Source organism: Ewingella americana, from assembly GCF_006438725.1.
GTDB lineage: Bacteria > Pseudomonadota > Gammaproteobacteria > Enterobacterales > Enterobacteriaceae > Ewingella > Ewingella americana_A.
This window is the reverse complement of sequence record NZ_RCZD01000024.1, coordinates 15,116-34,217: the sequence shown is the minus strand read 5'-3', so window position 1 is coordinate 34,217 and position 19,102 is coordinate 15,116. Positions and strand designations below refer to the sequence as shown.

Here is a 19,102-nt window from a genome sequence, read left to right as displayed (position 1 = left end):
TTAAAAGTTCGATTTGCTTCAACTCGTGAAGCGGTGCTCAAAAATTAACTTTCGTAATAATTCACTTAAATGAATTACTGCTTGGTCACTCTTTAAGACTTGATATTTTTTGCCACCGAAGTGGCTGATATCGTCTTGTGAGTGCCCACACAGATTGTCTGATAAATTGTTAAAGAGCAGTGAGTTACGCGCTTTCGCTTGGCAACTCGAGGTGGCGTATATTACGCTTTCCTCTTTCAGTGTCAACCGTTTATTTCATTCGGTTGCCGCTGTTTTTAATCTTTCCGACCCGGTTACTCCGTGATGTTGTTCACGTTGTTCCCTGTCGATGGAGCGGCATTATAGGGAGTTCTCAGCAGGCCGCAAGGGCTAATTTTAGGAAAAATCACTGTTTGCTGCATTCCACAGCAAATGCACTGCTTATACCGTGTTTTACACAAACTTATCCACAGACGACCAGGAATCTCAAATTTTACGAGCGCCGCGCAATCGTTTTCGCTACAATTTCGCGCGTCAGTTTTCCTCACCCTTAATGGGGGGCGAATGAAAAGTGAGTGTTCAAAGGACCGTTATCTGAACTCATTCCCGCGTTTTTCTGAAAATTGCTCTATATAAAGAGAGGAAAGCGGTCATTAAATTCAGATAACGCTCTTTATTGCGACTCCAAAGCCAAGGATATAACCACCATGCAAGAATCTCGTCCAATCCGCCGCGCCCTGCTCAGCGTTTCTGACAAGACCGGTATCGTAGAATTCGCCCAAGCATTAACTCAACGTGGCGTGGAATTACTCTCTACAGGAGGAACCGCGCGTCTGATAGCTGATGCAGGTCTGTCTGTGACCGAAGTTTCCGACTACACCGGATTCCCCGAAATGATGGATGGACGCGTCAAAACTCTGCACCCAAAAGTGCATGGCGGGATTTTAGGTCGTCGCGGTAAAGACGATGCAATTATGGCGCAGCATGCCATTGCACCTATCGATATGGTGGTCGTCAATCTTTATCCCTTCGCGCAAACAGTCGCACGCCCGGATTGTTCGTTGGAAGATGCCGTAGAGAACATTGATATCGGCGGCCCAACCATGGTGCGCTCGGCGGCGAAGAACCACAAAGACGTGGCTATCGTGGTCAAGAATGGAGACTTTGCTTCTATTATTGAAGAGATGGATAACAATAACGGTTCGCTGACGTTAGAAACCCGCTTCAACCTGGCGATTAAAGCGTTTGAGCACACTGCGGCTTACGACGGCATGATTGCTAACTACTTCGGTACGATGGTTCCGGCCTATCATGGCGAAACGGATAAACCTTCTGGCCAGTTCCCCCGTACGTTGAATCTCAGCTATATAAAGAAGCAAGATATGCGCTATGGCGAAAACAGCCATCAGAACGCGGCCTTCTATATAGAAGAGAATGTCAGTGAAGCTTCTGTTGCCACTTCGACTCAACTGCAGGGTAAAGCGCTCTCATATAACAACATCGCCGATACCGACGCGGCGCTGGAGTGCGTGAAAGAATTTGCTGAGCCTGCCTGTGTGATCGTCAAGCACGCTAACCCTTGTGGTGTCGCTATCGGTGATTCAATCTTTGCCGCTTATGAGCGCGCGTATAAAACCGACCCGACTTCCGCCTTTGGCGGCATTATCGCTTTCAACCGCGAGTTGGATGCCGACACCGCGAAAGCCATCATCAGTCGCCAGTTCGTGGAAGTAATTATTGCCCCATCTGTCACTAAAGAAGCCCTGGCACTGACGGCCACCAAACAAAATGTGCGTGTTCTGACCTGTGGTCAGTGGCAGGCTCGTGAAAAGGCCATGGACTTTAAACGTGTGAATGGCGGTTTACTGGTACAGGACCGTGATCTGGGTATGGTCGAAGCGGCAGATCTGCGCGTCGTTTCTGAGCGCCAGCCCACTGAGCAGGAACTTACAGATGCGTTATTCTGCTGGAAAGTGGCGAAATTCGTGAAATCCAATGCCATCGTTTATGCACGTGACAAAATGACTGTCGGCATTGGCGCAGGCCAAATGAGCCGTGTGTACTCCGCGAAAATCGCAGGTATTAAAGCTGCTGATGAAGGCCTGGAAGTCGCAGGTTCGGTGATGGCCTCTGACGCTTTCTTCCCGTTCCGTGACGGCATTGATGCTGCGGCCGCTGTTGGCATCACCTGCGTGATCCAACCAGGCGGGTCTATTCGCGACGATGAAGTGATCGCCGCCGCCAACGAACACGGCATTGCGATGCTGTTTACCGATATGCGTCATTTCCGCCATTAATAGAAACTGACTAATTCTTTCAGCGGGTGCCACGCGCCCGCTCACCCGGAGTCTTCGAATGAATATTTTAATTATCGGCAATGGTGGTCGTGAACACGCGCTGGCATGGAAAGCCTCTCAATCGCCACTGGCGGATAAAGTGTATGTCGCACCGGGTAATGCGGGCACTGCACTAGAGCCGTTGTTGGAAAATGTCGACATCGCCGCAACTGACATTATCGGCTTGCTGGCTTTCGCCAAAAGTCATGATATCGGCCTGACTATTGTCGGTCCTGAAGCACCGCTGGTGATAGGTGTGGTTGATGCATTCCGTGCCGCTGGCCTGAAGATTTTTGGCCCGACGCAAGAAGCCGCGCAGTTGGAAGGTTCAAAAGCCTTCACCAAAGATTTTCTCGCCCGCCATCATATCCCAAGTGCGGATTACCAGAACTTCACTGAGGTAGAACCTGCGCTGGCATATCTGCGCAGCAAAGGCGCCCCGATTGTGATCAAGGCTGATGGTCTGGCCGCCGGTAAAGGCGTGATCGTGGCGATGACGCTGAAAGAAGCTGAAGACGCCGTGACTGACATGCTGGCAGACAATGCCTTTGGCGATGCAGGACACCGTATCGTTATTGAGGAGTTCCTCGATGGCGAAGAAGCCAGTTTCATCGTGATGGTGGATGGTGAGCACGTGTTACCGATGGCCACCAGCCAGGATCATAAACGCGTCGGTGATGCCGATACTGGCCCAAACACCGGCGGCATGGGTGCCTATTCTCCTGCACCCGTCGTGACCGATGAGATCCACCAGCGCGTCATGGACCAGGTAATTTGGCCAACCGTGCGCGGCATGGCGGCTGAAAATAATACCTATACCGGTTTCCTGTATGCCGGTTTGATGATTTCTGCCGACGGCCAGCCAAAGGTGATTGAATTCAACTGCCGCTTTGGTGACCCGGAAACCCAGCCTATTATGCTGCGCATGCGTTCTGATCTGGTTGAACTTTGCCTCGCCGGTGCAGAAGGCCGCCTGGATGAAGTCACTTCCGAATGGGATCCGCGCCCTTCTCTGGGCGTCGTGCTGGCAGCGGGAGGCTACCCGGGAGAGTACACCAACGGTGAAGTTATCCACGGCCTGCCACTGGAAGAAGTGCCTGACGGTAAAGTGTTCCATGCCGGGACCCGCTTGCAGAATGAGCGTGTGGTGACCCACGGTGGGCGCGTTCTTTGTGTCACAGCGCTGGGTAAAACCGTGGCCGCAGCACAGCTACGCGCTTATCAGTTAGCGAAAGATATTCACTGGGAAGGCAGTTTCTGCCGCAAAGATATCGGTTACCGCGCAATAGCCCGCGAACAGGAAAAATGATCCTGCTCCAGACCGCAAAAAGGCACGCTTCGGCGTGCCTTTCTTTTTTCTATTCGGTATGGGATAAACACCGCGTTAGAGATCTGACTCTTTAGGTTCCCACTTACAGAAATCTTCATTGGCCACTAACAGCAATTCGTCGCCCTCCGGCGCGGTAAGCCACGCAAGCCCGAGGTGGTCATTCGATCGCGAAGCGCGTTTTGCCAGCCAAACCTGCGAACGAACACTGAGTGAAGGCGTAACAGGTTGACCTGCGCAAGAAGTGATCACGCCTTGCTTCCATTGCCCCTGTACTAATTCAACGTTACCTGCACGCAGCGTATTGCTCAGGTTCAGTAATTTACTGGCCTGATATTTATACAGCTCGATATCGTCAGAGGAGAGCTTTTCACGTTTTTCGGGCAGTTGCCGCTGCATAAAACTGACATTACCTTCGTTGTCAAAACGCAGCATGACGCCTAAGTCAGTTTTCGTGGCATGAGTTTGTCTCATCAGGTGCAACTGGCCCTGCTGATATTCATAACGGGTGATCACCGTGTCACCACCGTGATAGGGGCTATACACGTTGACGATAGTCTGGGGTTGATGCTGGGCATCGTCGAGTCGCCACAGGCGATTAATGCCCTGGTCGGCTACGTAGCCCGTTGCGGTAAAACGTGGGGTGTCGTCATGGGAGCTGCAACCCACCAGACTGAGCACCAGCAAAGCAGCCGCCAGTCTGGGGGTGATAAACATAAGGGGCTTATTCGCTGCCCCTTCGCTTATTCTTTTCACTGCAAGCAATTACTTAACAGCGTCTTTCAGAGCTTTACCAGAAACGAACGCAGGCACGTTGGCAGCTGCGATTTTGATTTCTTTACCAGTCTGTGGGTTACGACCAGTACGCTCGTTACGATGATTTACCTTGAAAGTCCCGAAACCAACCAATTGTACAGCATCACCTTCTTTCAGAGACTCGGTAATAGCAGACAGAGTAGATTCAAGAGCAACTTTGGCCTGTGCTTTGGAAAGATCAGCTTTGTCCGCAATTACATCAATCAGTTGAGTCTTGTTCATAAGTTATCCTTTACAGTGTGTTTATCGTTTGCAAAGCATCGAGTGCGACGGATATGCCGATTGACAGCACCCTCCTGCATACACGCACCGATAGCCACTTTTTTTACGCACCCCAAATGTAGACCAGACAGGGTGCGGATGTGAAGCCTTAAGGCACGACAAATCAGGCGTTAAATCACGTTTTCTTGCCTTATTGCGTTAAATTTATGCCGATGTTACTGACAGCGGCTTCACGCAGGTCAGAACGTAACCCTTTTATCAAATCAAGGTCACGCTCTTCACAGTCAGCCAACAGGCGAAAAATCTCCCATTGGATGTCCCATTCTTCCTCTATAGCAGGAATAACCTTAAGTTCTTCGTCGGTCATTTCCTTGCCAGCCTGAGTCATCTCCAGCATGGCAACGGTACGAATTGATGCTTCACTAACGGCAATCGCGTGCGATAACGTTTCACCGCTCAGGCGTGAATGAATCAGTTCGCCTAATGCGATACAGGCATCAATGGCCGGGTAAACCCCGTAAATATCGTAGTCATCAGAGGAAGGGATCGCTTCCTCAAGTTTCTCAAGCTGAGAGTCAAAGTTGACCTTGGCGTCTTTGACCACCAGGGTTTCCCAAACCAAATCCAGAATACGGCGGTACAGTTGTGCCTCACCGAACCCGGATTGCAGACAAAACATCTGGTAGTTGGGATACATGCGTTCACAAAGACTCGCCATGAACGTCAGATGTTGCCAACTTTCCAGCTTTTCAAGACGTAAATGTATGGGATTACGTAACATGGTTGGTTCTCTTTAACTTTTTCTGCGCCGGAGTTTACCTGAAATAGATCAATATCCCTATTCCTTGATTCCTAAATATGCCCGCTCAAGTGCTGCCAGCGCTGAAAAGCGGCACGATTTGACGCAACGGCATCGGCCCAACGGGTTGGCTCTGGCAAACGATATCCACGCATGCATTGCTCGACCCAGAAAAAGGCCGACTCAAGGCTGATACGGTTTCCCGGAGAGATAAACAATGGATTGCACCGTAGTTTACTGCGCCATACCCAACCAATCTGTTCATCGCGGTCATACAAGGATTGCTTATTGAACAGGGCGTCATCCAGCGGTAAGTGCTTGCCACACAAACGACTTTTGGCAACGCCGATGGTCGGTACATCAATCATTAAACCGAAGTGGCTGGCGACACCCAATCGACGCGGATGCGCGATGCCCTGGCCGTCCACCAGCACCAGGTCTGGGCGCTGGTGCAATTGCTGCCAGGCCTGCATGAGCGCTGGCAGCTCACGAAATGAGAGGAAGCCGGGGATATAAGGCATGGTGGTCGGGATACGGGCAATCTGGTAGTCAACAAGTTCCAGTGACGGATAGCGTAATACCACGACTGCCGCCCGTGTCACCTCACCGCCCTGCTCGAAACCGACATCAGCGCCAGCGATAAACTTCGGCGTTTGGAAATCATCAGGATCCTGCAAAACAATGTGATCAGCCAGAACGCGCTGCTCTTCTCGTAAAACCCGTATATCAATCATTCCATTACCTTAGCGATAATCCTTATTCGTGATAACGACGCGACAAACTGTGTACAGCCTCCACAAACGCCCCTGCATTTTCAGGTGGAACGTCCAGATGAATACCATGCCCCAGATTAAAGACGTGACCATTGCCTTTGCCGAAGCCAGACAGAATCGTCTCGACTTCCTGCTCAATTCTCACCGGCGCAGCGTAAAGCATAGACGGATCCATATTTCCCTGCAGAGCAACTTTATCCCCGACGCGGCGGCGCGCATCCGCGATGTCAATCGTCCAGTCCAGACCGAGCGCATCACAACCTGTCGCGGCCATCGCTTCAAGCCACTGGCCGCCCCCTTTAGTAAACAAGGTGACCGGTACACGGCGACCGTCATTTTCGCGGATCAATCCATCAACGATCTTATGCATATAGTTGAGCGAGAATTCACGATAGTCGCGCGGAGTCAGAACGCCACCCCAGGTATCAAACACCATCACCGATTGTGCCCCGGCTTTGATTTGCGCATTCAGATACAAAATCACGCTGTCAGCCAGTTTATCCAGCAGAAGATGCAGTGTTGCCGGTTCGGCATACATCATCTTTTTGATTTTGGTGAAAGCCTTACTGCTTCCCCCTTCCACCATATAGGTCGCCAGCGTCCACGGACTGCCGGAGAAGCCAATCAGCGGTACTTCGCCCTTCAGGTTTTTACGGATAGTCCGCACGGCGTTCATCACGTAACCCAGTTCCATCTCTGGATCGGGAACCGGCAGTTTTTCGACGTCAGCGCGGCAGGTCAGCGGCGAGGAGAAACACGGGCCTTCGCCGTTTTCGAAGTAGAGGCCTAACCCCATGGCATCAGGAATGGTCAGGATGTCAGAGAACAAAATGGCGGCGTCCAGCGGAAAACGGCGCAGTGGCTGAAGCGTCACTTCACAGGCCAGCTCCGCGTTCTTGCACAGCGACATAAAGTCACCGGCCTGTGCGCGGGTCTGTTTATACTCAGGCAAATAACGTCCTGCCTGGCGCATCATCCACACTGGCGTGACATCTACCGGCTGGCGCAACAAAGCGCGCAGGTAGCGATCATTCTTCAACTCATTCATTGGGGCTTCCTTCATCATCTGCTGACCCGAAATAATCGGGCCGTATTATATCTCACTATCCTGCTCGGCGCGGCACAGAACCACGGTGTCTTCGATCAGACGCCGGGCGATAGTGCCAGGCGGTGGTAACTGGGGCAGCGCATCAAACCGGTACCAGCCAGCATTGAGTAACTCTTTAGGATCATGTTTGATCTCGCCGCTGTCGTAGTCGGCCATAAACGCCATCATCAGGGAGTTCGGGAAAGGCCATGGCTGAGAACTAACATAACGGACATTTTTGACCCGCACGTTACTCTCTTCCATTACCTCTCGGGCGACGGTTTCTTCCAGCGTCTCACCGACCTCGACAAAACCCGCCAGCACGGTGTGGATCCCGTTACGGTGGCGAACATGCTGAGCCAGTAAAATCTCTTCGCCTTTGCGGATAGCCACAATGATGCAAGGCGCAATTTGCGGGTAATAACGCTCTCGGCAATGCCCGCATAATGCGGCCCATTCGGTCTTGCTGACATGCATCTCGTGACCACAGTATCCGCAGAATTTATGCGAACGGTAGAACTCGGCCAGTTGGACACCTCGCCCCACCAGCTGGAACAAACCCTTTTCCTGATCAAGCAGTTGCCGGGCGGAGACCATATGGCTATCCATCGACTTGCGCACCAGCCAGACTGGCGATCCTTCCCATTCGCCAATCTGTCTCCCGGTTTTACCGGTGAGCTGAAAGTCAGTCGAGGAGCCAAAAGGCAGCTCCCCCTCGGGCAGCCAAAGCTTGCCTTCGTGGCTGATGACCCACCAGCCGTTATGTTGGTCTGTTATCTGTAATTCCATATTGTTGTTGCATAACCTCGACGGGACTGACAATCTGGTTTTCGGAAGTTAAATATTAGTAACCTTTAACGTTTTGGTTACTTTTCTCTTGCTCACGGAGTCAACCATGCTAAATCGTCTGGAAAGACTGACCCAACGCGTTGGTGGCAGTAATGAGTTTATCGACCAGTGGCTACACGCACGCAAAGAGTTGTTAGTTTCATATTGCACCCTGGTAGGCCTCAAGCCGAAGAAAGAAAAGCATACCCCGCTCAACGAAAAAGCGCTGGATAACTTTTGCCATAACCTGGTGGACTACCTTTCCGCTGGCCACTTTCATCTGTACCAGCGCATCATTGATGAAGTCGCGGGCATCAACAGTCCGAAAAGAGTGATCGCCTCGAAAATCTATCCGGCCCTCGAGCTAAATACCGAAGCTATCATGGCTTTCCATGACAGTTATACCGAAAATGATATCGATGATGAGAATGCCTTTGCTTTTCACTATGCGCTGTCAGACATCGGTGAAGCGCTGGATGCACGTTTTATTCTCGAAGATCAGTTGATTACGCTGGCTTTTGACCAGGTGGATGACGTATTGCCGCCGGTTGCCAATCAAGCGGCGATTGTGCGCCCGGCATAGTTGCCAACAAAAAAACAGTTAACATAAAATCCCCCAATGACGTCCAAAGAAATTCGCGTTGCCGCCTTGAGGCAGCTCGAAGTATGAAGGACGGGGTTGTAGTTTTTCTATCAGCCTCATATATTGGGGCTTCTTGTCGGAGTGCCTAGCGCATGACGTTCCTCACGGACGTTACGCCAGGCTGAGACCGTTAATTCGGGATCCGCGGAACCTGATCGGGTTAGTACCCGCGAAGGGAACAAGAGTAATGTCATGCGTTTAGCCTCTTTACGGCCCTGCTCATCCACGGCCCTGACCGGCTAAACCGACCGTTTTTACTCCTGCCGTAAACCTCCAGACAAGCAATTTTCCATCACGTTCACAACGAGGAATTTGCTATGTCGAGTATTCAATCCAACACGTCTAAAAAACCCGTCAACCGTCGCGAACAGCGCGCCGAAGCCCAGCAATTTATCGACAGCCTTCAGGGCGTTGCCTTCCCTAATTCCCGACGCATTTATTTGCAGGGCGAACGCGCTGACGTGCAAGTACCCATGCGGGAAATCCAGCTCAGCCCGACCTTAATCAGCGGCAGTAAAGACACCCCGCAGTATCAAGAGAACGAAGCAATTCCGGTGTATGACACTGCAGGCCCCTATGGTGATCCGGCAGCCACTATCGATGTTCACTCTGGGCTGAAAAAGCTGCGATCTGACTGGATCCTGGCGCGCGGTGATACTGAAACCCTGCCTCAGGTTAGCTCTGGTTTCACTCAGCAACGGCTGGCCGATGAAGGCCTCGACCATCTGCGTTTTGATCATCTCCCCCACCCGCGAAAAGCATCCGCTGGCAAAAATGTCACCCAGTTGCACTATGCCCGTAAAGGCATCATCACGCCGGAAATGGAATTCATCGCCCTGCGTGAAAATATGGGCCGTGAGCGGATTCGTGGTGAGGTGTTACTCCAGCAGCATCCTGGCGAAAGTTTCGGCGCCCATCTGCCCGCTAACATCACTCCTGAATTTGTCCGCCAGGAAGTCGCCGCCGGTCGTGCGATTATTCCTGCCAATATCAATCACCCTGAATCTGAGCCGATGATCATCGGGCGAAATTTCCTGGTGAAAGTGAACGCCAACATTGGTAATTCGGCGGTGACGTCCTCTATCGAAGAGGAAGTTGAAAAATTGGTATGGTCGACTCGCTGGGGCGCGGATACCGTAATGGATCTCTCCACCGGTCGCTATATACACGAAACACGTGAATGGATCCTGCGTAACAGCCCGGTACCCATCGGCACCGTGCCAATCTATCAGGCGCTGGAAAAAGTGAATGGCATCGCTGAAGACCTGAACTGGGAGATGTTCCGCGACACGCTGCTGGAGCAGGCTGAGCAAGGTGTTGATTACTTCACCATCCACGCTGGTGTGTTACTGCGTTACGTGCCGATGACCGCCAAACGCCTGACTGGCATTGTTTCGCGCGGCGGTTCTATCATGGCGAAATGGTGTCTATCACATCACCGTGAGAGCTTCCTGTTCGAGCATTTCCGCGAGATTTGTGAAATCTGCGCCGCCTATGACGTGGCGCTGTCGCTGGGCGACGGCCTGCGCCCGGGTTCAATTCAGGACGCCAACGACGAAGCACAGTTTGCAGAACTGCACACGCTGGGCGAGCTGACCAAAATCGCCTGGGAATATGACGTTCAGGTCATGATCGAAGGGCCGGGGCATGTGCCGATGCAGATGATCCGCCGCAACATGACTGAAGAACTGGAGCACTGCCATGAAGCGCCTTTCTATACGCTGGGGCCGCTAACCACCGATATCGCGCCGGGCTATGACCATTTCACCTCAGGCATCGGTGCAGCGATGATCGGCTGGTTTGGTTGCGCGATGCTGTGTTACGTCACGCCAAAAGAGCACCTTGGCCTGCCCAATAAAGAAGACGTTAAACAAGGTTTGATCACCTATAAAATTGCGGCCCACGCGGCGGATCTGGCAAAGGGTCATCCTGGCGCGCAGATCCGTGACAATGCGATGTCAAAAGCCCGCTTTGAATTCCGCTGGGAAGATCAGTTCAATCTGGCACTCGATCCTGCCACCGCTCGCGCCTACCACGATGAAACCCTGCCGCAGGAGTCCGGCAAAGTCGCCCATTTCTGTTCAATGTGCGGCCCGAAATTCTGCTCGATGAAAATAACCCAGGAAGTCCGCGATTACGCCGCCACGCTGGAAGCCAAAGCCCAGCCGATTGAGATTGCCGAAACTGGCATGGCACAGATGTCTGCCGAGTTCCGTTCGCGCGGCAGTGAGCTTTACCATCCAGCGGGCAGCTTCAGCCCGGAGGCGGGTAAATAATGCCAATACTCAATACATTTCCTGCGGTGCCTTTTCATCTTGGGCTCTATCCGGTGGTCGATACCGTCGAATGGATAGCCCGGCTACTGGACGCAGGCGTTAAAACTATCCAGCTACGGGTGAAAGATCTGCCCGATGACCAGGTTGAACCAGCGATCATCGAAGCCATTAAGCTCGGCCGCCAGTATCAGGCATGTCTTTTCATCAATGATTACTGGCATCTGGCGGTTAAGCATCAGGCTTACGGCGTGCATCTGGGTCAGGAAGACCTTGATACCGCCGATTTACAGGCGATTCATCAGGCAGGTTTACGGCTGGGCGTTTCCACACACGATGATGCAGAAATGGCGCGCGCCGTGGCGGTAAAACCTTCGTATATCGCTCTGGGGCATATCTTCCCGACGCAAACCAAAGAGATGCCATCAGCCCCACAGGGTCTGGAAGAGCTGGCCCGTCATATCAAACAGTTGAATGGCCGTTTTCCGACGGTGGCCATCGGTGGCATCAGCCTTGAGCGGGCGCCGTCCGTACTGGCGACCGGTGTTGGCAGCATTGCCGTAGTAAGTGCGATAACGCTCGCCGCTGACTGGCGTGCGGCAACCGCCGAACTGCTGGCACTCTGCGAGACTGGGGGGGCGGGCAATGCTTAATGATCAGGCCTTTATGCGCTACAGCCGCCAGTTGTTACTGGAGGAGTTTGGCCCTGGCGGGCAGGAAAAAATTCAGGCGGCGAAAGTGTTGATTGTAGGTCTTGGTGGTCTTGGCTCACCGGCGGCGCTGTATCTTGCCGCAGCGGGTGTCGGCCAGCTAACGCTGGCGGATGACGATACGCTGCACATCACTAATCTTCAGCGGCAAATCTTATACCGCACGGCCGATTTGGATCAGTCCAAAGCACGGCTGGCAAAGCGGGAACTACTACGGCTAAACCCGCTGTGTGAGGTTTCTGCTATCACTGAACGGCTGGCCGGCCATGCACTGACAGCCGCCGTGGCCGCAGCCGATCTGGTCCTCGACTGCAGCGACAATATGACCACCCGTCACGCGGTGAACAAAGCCTGTATTGAAGCAGAAAAAACGCTGGTCAGCGGCAGCGCCGTCGGGTTCAGCGGTCAATTGTTCGTACTCGAACCACCTTACGGACAGGGCTGTTACGCCTGTCTTTATCCCGACCATGACACGCCTGCGCGTAACTGTCGCACATCGGGTGTACTCGGGCCGGTGGTCGGCGTGATCGGGACTTTACAGGCGCTGGAGGCACTGAAGATCATCGCCGGGATGGGCAGCGCATTGAGCGGTAAGCTCAGGTTATTCGACGGTAAACAGCAAAGTTGGTGCACCGTTCAGTTAACGCGCTCCGAGGTTTGCGCCATCTGTGGAGACCGGCCGTGAACCTGATCATCAATGATGTATCTCACCTTTTTGATCAAGCACTGACATTGTCTCAATTACTCGAAAAAATGAATCTTGAGCAGCCCGGCAGCGCGCTGGCGGTCAATCAGGTGATTATTCCACGCCATCATTGGCCCGCACACTGGCTTAAAGATGGCGACAATATTTTACTGTTTCAGGCCATCGCCGGAGGATGACATGTTAAAGATTGCTGATACGACCTTTACCTCACACCTGTTAACTGGAACAGGGAAATTTTCCAGCGCTGCGCTGATGCAGCAGGCGCTGGCCGCTTCCGGTTCGCAATTAGTAACCATGGCCATGAAACGCATCGATCTACGCCGTGGCGGTGACAATATCCTCGCCCCGCTGCAGGCGCTTGGCGTACGGTTGCTGCCCAATACCTCCGGGGCGAAAACCGCCGAAGAGGCCATTTTTGCCGCGCAACTGGCCCGTGAAGCGCTGGGAACATCGTGGATCAAGCTGGAGATTCATCCCGACGTGAAATACCTGCTGCCCGATGCGGTAGAAACGTTGAAAGCTGCTGAGATATTGGTCAAGCAGGGGTTTATCGTTCTGCCTTATTGCAGCGCCGATCCGGTGTTGTGTAAACGGCTGGAAGAGGCAGGATGCGCCGCTGTGATGCCCCTCGGTGCGCCGATTGGCTCCAATCAGGGCTTACTGACCCGGGATTTTCTGCAGATCATCATCGAACAAGCGCGAGTGCCGGTGATTGTCGATGCAGGTATCGGCGCACCAAGCCAGGCCGCCGAAGCCATCGAAATGGGCGCCGATGCGGTTTTAGTCAATACTGCTATCGCAGTGGCCGGTGATCCGGTGGCTATGGCGCAGGCATTCAGCCTGGCAGTAGAAGCCGGGTTGCTGGCGCGGCAAAGCGGTCTCGGCGGGAAACGGCGTGAAGCTTCGGCATCAAGTCCGCTAACCAGGTTCCTCAATGCACCGGCGGAGAACATCATGCGATGAGCGATTTCACTCAGGTTTGGCAAACGCTCGACTGGGATGACCTGTCGATGCGCATTAACAGTAAAACGGCCAGTGACGTGGAGAGTGCACTTAGCCAAGCCAAGATCAGTCGCGATGATTTTATGGCACTGATCTCCCCGGCAGCCCTTCCTTACCTCGAACGGATGGCGCAAAAAGCGCAAACCCTGACACGGCAGCGATTCGGCAACACGGTGAATTTTTTTGCGCCGCTCTATCTGTCTAATTTGTGCGCCAATGAATGTACCTATTGTGGTTTCTCGATGAGTAATCGCATTAAGCGGAAAACCCTGGATGAAGACGAGATTCGCCGCGAATGTGATGCGCTGAATGCATTAGGCTTCAAACACCTGCTGCTGGTCACTGGCGAACATAAGGCTAAAGTCGGGATGGACTATTTTCGTCAGCACTTGCCGACGATCCGTCGCCAGTTTGATTCGTTGATGATCGAAGTCCAGCCATTGGCACAGGAAGAGTACCGTGAACTGAAAACGCTCGGACTGGATGGGGTGCTGGTGTATCAGGAAACCTATCATGCCCCGACCTATGCCCTGCACCATCTGCGTGGACAGAAGCAGGATTTCTTCTGGCGACTGGAGACGCCGGATCGTTTGGGCCGGGTGGGTATCGATAAAATCGGTCTCGGGGCGCTTTTAGGGCTCTCCAGCAACTGGCGAACGGACAGCTACATGGTGGCTGAACACCTTTTTTATCTGCAGCAGACCTACTGGCAAAGCCGCTACTCGGTAGCTTTTCCACGTTTGCGACCTTGCGCCGGTGGCATTGAACCTGCGTCGATCCTTGAGGAAAAGCAGCTGGTACAGTTGATCTGCGCATTCCGCCTGTTTGCGCCGGATGTAGAGCTTTCACTGTCGACCAGAGAATCACCCTACTTTCGCGATCACGTGGTTCCGCTGGCGATCAATACGGTGAGCGCCGGATCCAAAACCCAGCCCGGCGGCTATGCCGATGATGATCACCCTGAGCTGGAACAATTTGCACCGCATGATAATCGCTCTGTGCAACAGGTTTCAAATGCGCTAACCCAAGCTGGGCTACAACCGGTATGGAAAGACTGGGACAGTTTTCTTGGGCGCGCCTCGCATTAAAATGGGCAAAAACTGAGAGAGTAAATTCTTATCTGAATGTAGATCGGCAGCCTGATATAAGCCACTCGTCTCTTTAAGCAGGAGTCGATAATGTGCTTTTGCCGCTGCACTTTCGTAAGTGGCCGGAGCCGCTGATCCTGGCTCCGCTTCCAAAAAGCCGCCATTTACTGGACTCATCCCTGGTTTATGGCGGCACCTCTTCGATTAACTCAATGGATAGACTACGGGCAAAAAAAAACCGCTCTCCAGGGAGAGCGGTTTTATGCGTTTCGACAGAAGGCGATTAATCGTCTTTGCTGTTACCGAAACCTGCGTTCAGCAATTCAGCCAGGTTAGCCGTTGCTTCGTCCGCGCTAACTTGCGGTACAACTGGCACTTCGCCCTGAGCTTTACGGCGTGCACGTTCCTGATGATAAGCGTAACCAGTACCGGCTGGGATCAGACGGCCAACGATGACGTTTTCTTTCAGGCCGCGCAGTTCATCACGTTTACCCGCAACAGCGGCTTCAGTAAGAACGCGCGTCGTTTCCTGGAACGATGCAGCTGAGATGAAGGATTCGGTGGCCAAAGAAGCTTTGGTGATACCGAGCAGGTCACGACTAAAGGTTGCCGTGATTTTGCCTTCAGCTTCCAGCTTACGGTTAGCGATTTTAACGCGAGACATTTCTGCCTGCTCGCCTTCCAGGAAGTCGGTGCCACCCGCGCTAACGATGGTGCCTTTACGCAACATCTGACGAACGATAACTTCGATGTGTTTATCGTTAATCTTAACGCCTTGCAGACGGTAAACTTCCTGCACTTCGTTGGTGATGTAGCGAGTAACCGCATGAACACCACGAAGACGCAGAATGTCGTGCGGAGACTCTGGGCCATCGGATACGACGTCACCACGTTCCACAATTTCGCCTTCGAACACGTTCAGCTGGCGCCATTTAGGGATCATTTCTTCGTAAGCATCGCTGCCATCCAACGGAGAAATTACCAGACGACGTTTGCCTTTGGTTTCTTTACCGAAGGAGATGATCCCGCTGATTTCAGCAAGGATTGCAGGCTCTTTCGGACGGCGTGCTTCGAACAAGTCAGCAACGCGTGGCAGACCACCGGTGATGTCCTTGGTACCGCCGGATTCCTGAGGAATACGCGCCAAGGTGTCACCAGAGTGGATCTGAGTACCATCTTCCAGCTGTACAATCGCTTTACCTGGCAGGAAGTATTGAGCAGGCATATCTGTGCCTGGAATCAATACGTCATCACCTTTGGCATCAACGATTTTCAGTGCCGGACGCAGATCTTTACCACTACCGGTACGCTCTGCAGAATCCAGAACAACCAGTGAAGACAAACCGGTTAAATCATCGGTCTGACGGGTAATGGTCTGGGTATCCACGATGTCAGCAAAGCGGATGAAACCACTCACTTCACTGATAACTGGCATGATGTGTGGATCCCAGTTAGCAACGGTCTCGCCGCCGTTAACAGGTTGGCCATCACCTTTGCCCATTACAGAGCCGTAAGGCACTTTATAACGTTCTTTGGTACGACCGAATTCGTCGATCAGTTTCAGTTCGGTATTACGAGAAGTGATAACCAGTTTGCCGTTCGCATTGGTAACGTGCTTGTGGTTGCTCAGTTTAATCGTACCGGTGTTCTTAACCTGAATGCTCGATTCCGCTGCCGCACGAGATGCCGCACCACCGATGTGGAACGTACGCATCGTCAGCTGGGTACCCGGCTCACCGATGGACTGTGCTGCGATAACACCAACTGCTTCACCTTTGTTGATGATGTGACCACGTGCCAGGTCGCGACCGTAGCAGTTTGCACACACACCAAAATCGGTTTCACAGCTTACGACTGAACGTACTTTCACGCTGTCGACAGAGTTCTCTTCTAACAGATCACACGTCTTTTCGTGAAGCAGGGTGTTACGTGGAACCAGAATATCAGCCGTACCCGGCTTGATGATATCTTCAGCAGTTACACGACCCAGAACGCGTTCGCGCAGTGGTTCTTTAACGTCGCCACCTTCGATGACCGGAGTCATCATGATGCCTTCGTGCGTACCACAGTCGTCTTCGGTTACTACCAGATCCTGTGCCACGTCAACCAGACGACGGGTCAGATAACCGGAGTTTGCCGTTTTCAATGCGGTATCCGCCAAACCTTTACGCGCACCGTGAGTAGAGATGAAGTACTGGAGTACGTTCAGACCTTCACGGAAGTTCGCGGTGATTGGCGTTTCAATGATGGAACCATCCGGTTTGGCCATCAGGCCACGCATACCGGCCAGCTGACGAATCTGTGCAGCGGAACCACGCGCACCGGAGTCGGCCATCATAAAGATACTGTTGAAGGAAACTTGCTGTTCAACCACACCGTCACGGTTGACGACGTCTTCAACAGACAGGTTTTCCATCATTGCCTTAGCAACACGTTCGTTAGCTGCGGCCCAGATATCGATAACTTTGTTATAGCGTTCGCCCGCTGTTACCAGACCAGACTGGAACTGCTGCTGGATCTCTGCAACTTCGGTTTCGGCTTCTTCGATAATCTCTGCTTTCTTAGCAGGGATAACCATGTCATCGATACCTACTGACGCGCCTGAACGGGCAGCGTAAGCAAAACCGGTGTACATGATCTGGTCAGCAAAAATAACGGTCGGCTTCAGGCCCAAGATGCGGTAACAAGTGTTAAGCATTTTGGAGATAGCTTTTTTACCCAACGGCTGGTTAACGATAGAGAACGGCAGGCCTTTAGGTACGATCATCCATAAGATCGCACGACCTACTGTGGTATCGATAATTGTCGTCTGGTGAATTGACTCACCTTCAGTGTTCTTGATCTCTTCTGTAATACGCACTTTGACACGCGCATGCAGAGAGGCAAGACCGCCGCGGTAAATTCGCTCAGCTTCTTTAGGACCTGTCAGAACCATGCCTTCGCCTTTGGCGTTAACACAGTCACGGGTCATGTAGTACAGACCCAAGACAACGTCCTGAGAAGGAACGATGATTGGCTCGCCGTTCGCAGGTGACAGAATGTTGTTGGTAGACATCATCAACGCACGCGCTTCCAGCTGAGCTTCCAGCGTCAACGGTACGTGAACAGCCATCTGGTCACCATCGAAGTCGGCGTTGTATGCCGCACAAACCAGCGGATGCAGCTGGATGGCTTTACCTTCGATCAGAACAGGTTCAAACGCCTGGATGCCCAAACGGTGCAGGGTTGGTGCACGGTTCAGTAGTACCGGGTGTTCGCGGATAACTTCGTCCAGGATATCCCAAACAACAGCTTCTTCGCGCTCAACCATTTTCTTAGCGGCTTTAATGGTGGTCGCGAGGCCACGCAGTTCCAGCTTGCCATAGATGAACGGTTTGAACAGTTCCAGAGCCATTTTCTTCGGCAGACCACACTGGTGCAGACGCAGGTATGGACCTACGGTGATAACGGAACGACCAGAGTAGTCGACACGTTTACCCAGCAAGTTCTGACGGAAACGACCCTGTTTACCTTTAATCATGTCTGCCAGAGATTTCAGCGGACGCTTGTTAGAGCCGGTGATTGCACGACCGCGACGGCCGTTATCCAGCAAAGCATCTACCGCTTCTTGCAGCATACGTTTTTCGTTACGTACGATGATGTCTGGCGCAGCCAGATCCAGCAGGCGTTTCAGACGGTTGTTACGGTTGATTACGCGACGATACAGATCGTTCAGATCCGACGTTGCGAAACGGCCGCCGTCCAACGGAACCAGTGGACGCAAGTCTGGCGGCAGTACCGGCAGCACGGTCAGGATCATCCACTCTGGTTTGTTACCAGATTGAACGAACGCTTCCAGCAGCTTAATACGCTTGGTCAGTTTCTTACGCTTGGTTTCGGAGTTAGTTTCGTTCAACTCTTCACGCAGCTGTTCGCATTCTGCTTCCAGATCCATGTTTTTCAACAGGGCCTGGATAGCTTCTGCGCCCATCTTGGCGTCAAACTCATCACCAAACTCTTCCAACGCGTCAAGATACTGCTCTTCAGTCAGGATCTGGCGTTTTTCGAGGTTAGTCATGCCGCCTTCGATAACCACATAGGATTCGAAGTACAGAACACGTTCGATGTCACGCAGTGGCATATCCAGCAACAAACCGATGCGCGAAGGCAGCGATTTCAGGAACCAGATATGTGCAGTCGGGGAAGCGAGTTCGATATGGCCCATACGCTCACGGCGTACTTTAGTCTGGGTCACTTCAACGCCACACTTCTCGCAGATCACGCCGCGATGTTTTAAACGCTTGTACTTACCGCACAGGCATTCGTAATCTTTTACTGGTCCGAAGATACGGGCGCAGAAAAGGCCGTCACGTTCTGGTTTGAACGTACGGTAGTTAATGGTTTCTGGCTTCTTAACTTCACCAAAAGACCAAGAACGGATCATGTCTGGCGAGGCCAGAGCAATTTTGATCGCATCAAACTCTTCGGTTTTAGTTTGCGCTTTCAGAAACTTTAGTAAGTCTTTCACGGATTA

16 protein-coding genes and 1 riboswitch are annotated in these 19,102 nt (G+C 52.5%); of the genes, 9 read left to right on the top strand and 7 right to left on the bottom strand.

Annotation, left to right across the window (positions count from 1 at the left end; genetic code table 11):
• The first annotated feature begins 686 nt into the window (after nt 1-686).
• Together purH and purD are read left to right on the top strand one after the other, a co-directional pair.
• The gene (gene purH, locus EAH77_RS24710; protein ID WP_140476076.1) at nt 687-2,276 is read left to right on the top strand and encodes a bifunctional phosphoribosylaminoimidazolecarboxamide formyltransferase/IMP cyclohydrolase; all 1,590 of its coding nucleotides are present in this window, start codon (nt 687-689) and stop codon (nt 2,274-2,276) included.
• A gap of 58 nt (nt 2,277-2,334) precedes the next feature.
• Nucleotides 2,335-3,624 (top strand): phosphoribosylamine--glycine ligase, encoded by a 1,290-nt coding sequence (gene purD / locus EAH77_RS24705; RefSeq protein ID WP_140476074.1) that lies wholly within the window; start codon nt 2,335-2,337, stop codon nt 3,622-3,624.
• Nucleotides 3,625-3,699: 75 nt separating this feature from the next.
• Here purD and EAH77_RS24700 read toward each other — a convergent pair whose 3' ends face one another.
• The 6 genes from EAH77_RS24700 to nudC all read right to left on the bottom strand — a co-directional run bounded on the left by EAH77_RS24700 (nt 3,700) and on the right by nudC (nt 8,128).
• On the bottom strand, nt 3,700-4,359 hold the full coding sequence (locus tag EAH77_RS24700) for a DUF1481 domain-containing protein (protein ID WP_194150533.1): 660 nt from the start codon (nt 4,357-4,359) through the stop codon (nt 3,700-3,702).
• Between the two features lie 48 nt (nt 4,360-4,407).
• Complete coding sequence (hupA, locus tag EAH77_RS24695) at nt 4,408-4,680, bottom strand: nucleoid-associated protein HU-alpha (RefSeq protein ID WP_013577396.1); 273 nt, start codon at nt 4,678-4,680, stop codon at nt 4,408-4,410.
• A gap of 190 nt (nt 4,681-4,870) precedes the next feature.
• Nucleotides 4,871-5,461, bottom strand: coding sequence for a YjaG family protein (locus tag EAH77_RS24690; protein ID WP_140476070.1), 591 nt, complete (start codon nt 5,459-5,461; stop codon nt 4,871-4,873).
• Nucleotides 5,462-5,532: 71 nt separating this feature from the next.
• Complete coding sequence (gene nfi / locus EAH77_RS24685) at nt 5,533-6,213, bottom strand: deoxyribonuclease V (protein ID WP_140476068.1); 681 nt, start codon at nt 6,211-6,213, stop codon at nt 5,533-5,535.
• A gap of 22 nt (nt 6,214-6,235) precedes the next feature.
• Nucleotides 6,236-7,300, bottom strand: coding sequence for a uroporphyrinogen decarboxylase (gene hemE / locus EAH77_RS24680; protein WP_140476066.1), 1,065 nt, complete (start codon nt 7,298-7,300; stop codon nt 6,236-6,238).
• A gap of 45 nt (nt 7,301-7,345) precedes the next feature.
• Nucleotides 7,346-8,128, bottom strand: a complete 783-nt coding sequence (gene nudC / locus EAH77_RS24675) for an NAD(+) diphosphatase (RefSeq protein WP_140476064.1) — start codon at nt 8,126-8,128, stop codon at nt 7,346-7,348.
• Nucleotides 8,129-8,234: 106 nt separating this feature from the next.
• On the opposite strand from nudC, the gene rsd reads away from it, so the two are divergent.
• The 7 genes from rsd (at nt 8,235) to thiH (ending at nt 14,589) form a co-directional block, all read left to right on the top strand.
• A complete protein-coding gene (gene rsd, locus EAH77_RS24670; RefSeq protein ID WP_140476062.1) occupies nt 8,235-8,750 on the top strand; it encodes a sigma D regulator in 516 nt (171 codons plus the stop codon).
• A gap of 127 nt (nt 8,751-8,877) precedes the next feature.
• Nucleotides 8,878-9,005: riboswitch (TPP riboswitch) on the top strand.
• A 122-nt stretch (nt 9,006-9,127) separates the two neighbouring features.
• The gene (gene thiC / locus EAH77_RS24665; RefSeq protein WP_140476060.1) at nt 9,128-11,086 is read left to right on the top strand and encodes a phosphomethylpyrimidine synthase ThiC; all 1,959 of its coding nucleotides are present in this window, start codon (nt 9,128-9,130) and stop codon (nt 11,084-11,086) included.
• Nucleotides 11,086-11,736: a thiamine phosphate synthase gene (gene thiE, locus EAH77_RS24660; RefSeq protein ID WP_140476058.1), complete on the top strand. Its 651-nt coding sequence runs from the start codon at nt 11,086-11,088 to the stop codon at nt 11,734-11,736. The genes thiC and thiE overlap by 1 nt, the downstream gene beginning before the upstream one ends.
• A complete protein-coding gene (locus EAH77_RS24655) occupies nt 11,729-12,478 on the top strand; it encodes a HesA/MoeB/ThiF family protein (protein WP_140476056.1) in 750 nt (249 codons plus the stop codon). The genes thiE and EAH77_RS24655 overlap by 8 nt, the downstream gene beginning before the upstream one ends.
• The gene (gene thiS, locus EAH77_RS24650) at nt 12,475-12,675 is read left to right on the top strand and encodes a sulfur carrier protein ThiS (protein WP_140476054.1); all 201 of its coding nucleotides are present in this window, start codon (nt 12,475-12,477) and stop codon (nt 12,673-12,675) included. Before EAH77_RS24655 ends, thiS begins: the two co-directional genes overlap by 4 nt.
• A 1-nt stretch (nt 12,676) precedes the next feature.
• Nucleotides 12,677-13,462 (top strand): thiazole synthase, encoded by a 786-nt coding sequence (locus EAH77_RS24645; protein ID WP_140476052.1) that lies wholly within the window; start codon nt 12,677-12,679, stop codon nt 13,460-13,462.
• Nucleotides 13,459-14,589, top strand: coding sequence for a 2-iminoacetate synthase ThiH (gene thiH, locus EAH77_RS24640; RefSeq protein ID WP_140476050.1), 1,131 nt, complete (start codon nt 13,459-13,461; stop codon nt 14,587-14,589). The genes EAH77_RS24645 and thiH overlap by 4 nt, the downstream gene beginning before the upstream one ends.
• A 283-nt stretch (nt 14,590-14,872) precedes the next feature.
• Here the strand turns inward: thiH and rpoC are convergent, their stop codons facing one another.
• Nucleotides 14,873-19,096, bottom strand: a complete 4,224-nt coding sequence (gene rpoC, locus EAH77_RS24635; RefSeq protein WP_140476048.1) for a DNA-directed RNA polymerase subunit beta' — start codon at nt 19,094-19,096, stop codon at nt 14,873-14,875.
• Between the last annotated feature and the right edge of the window lie 6 nt (nt 19,097-19,102).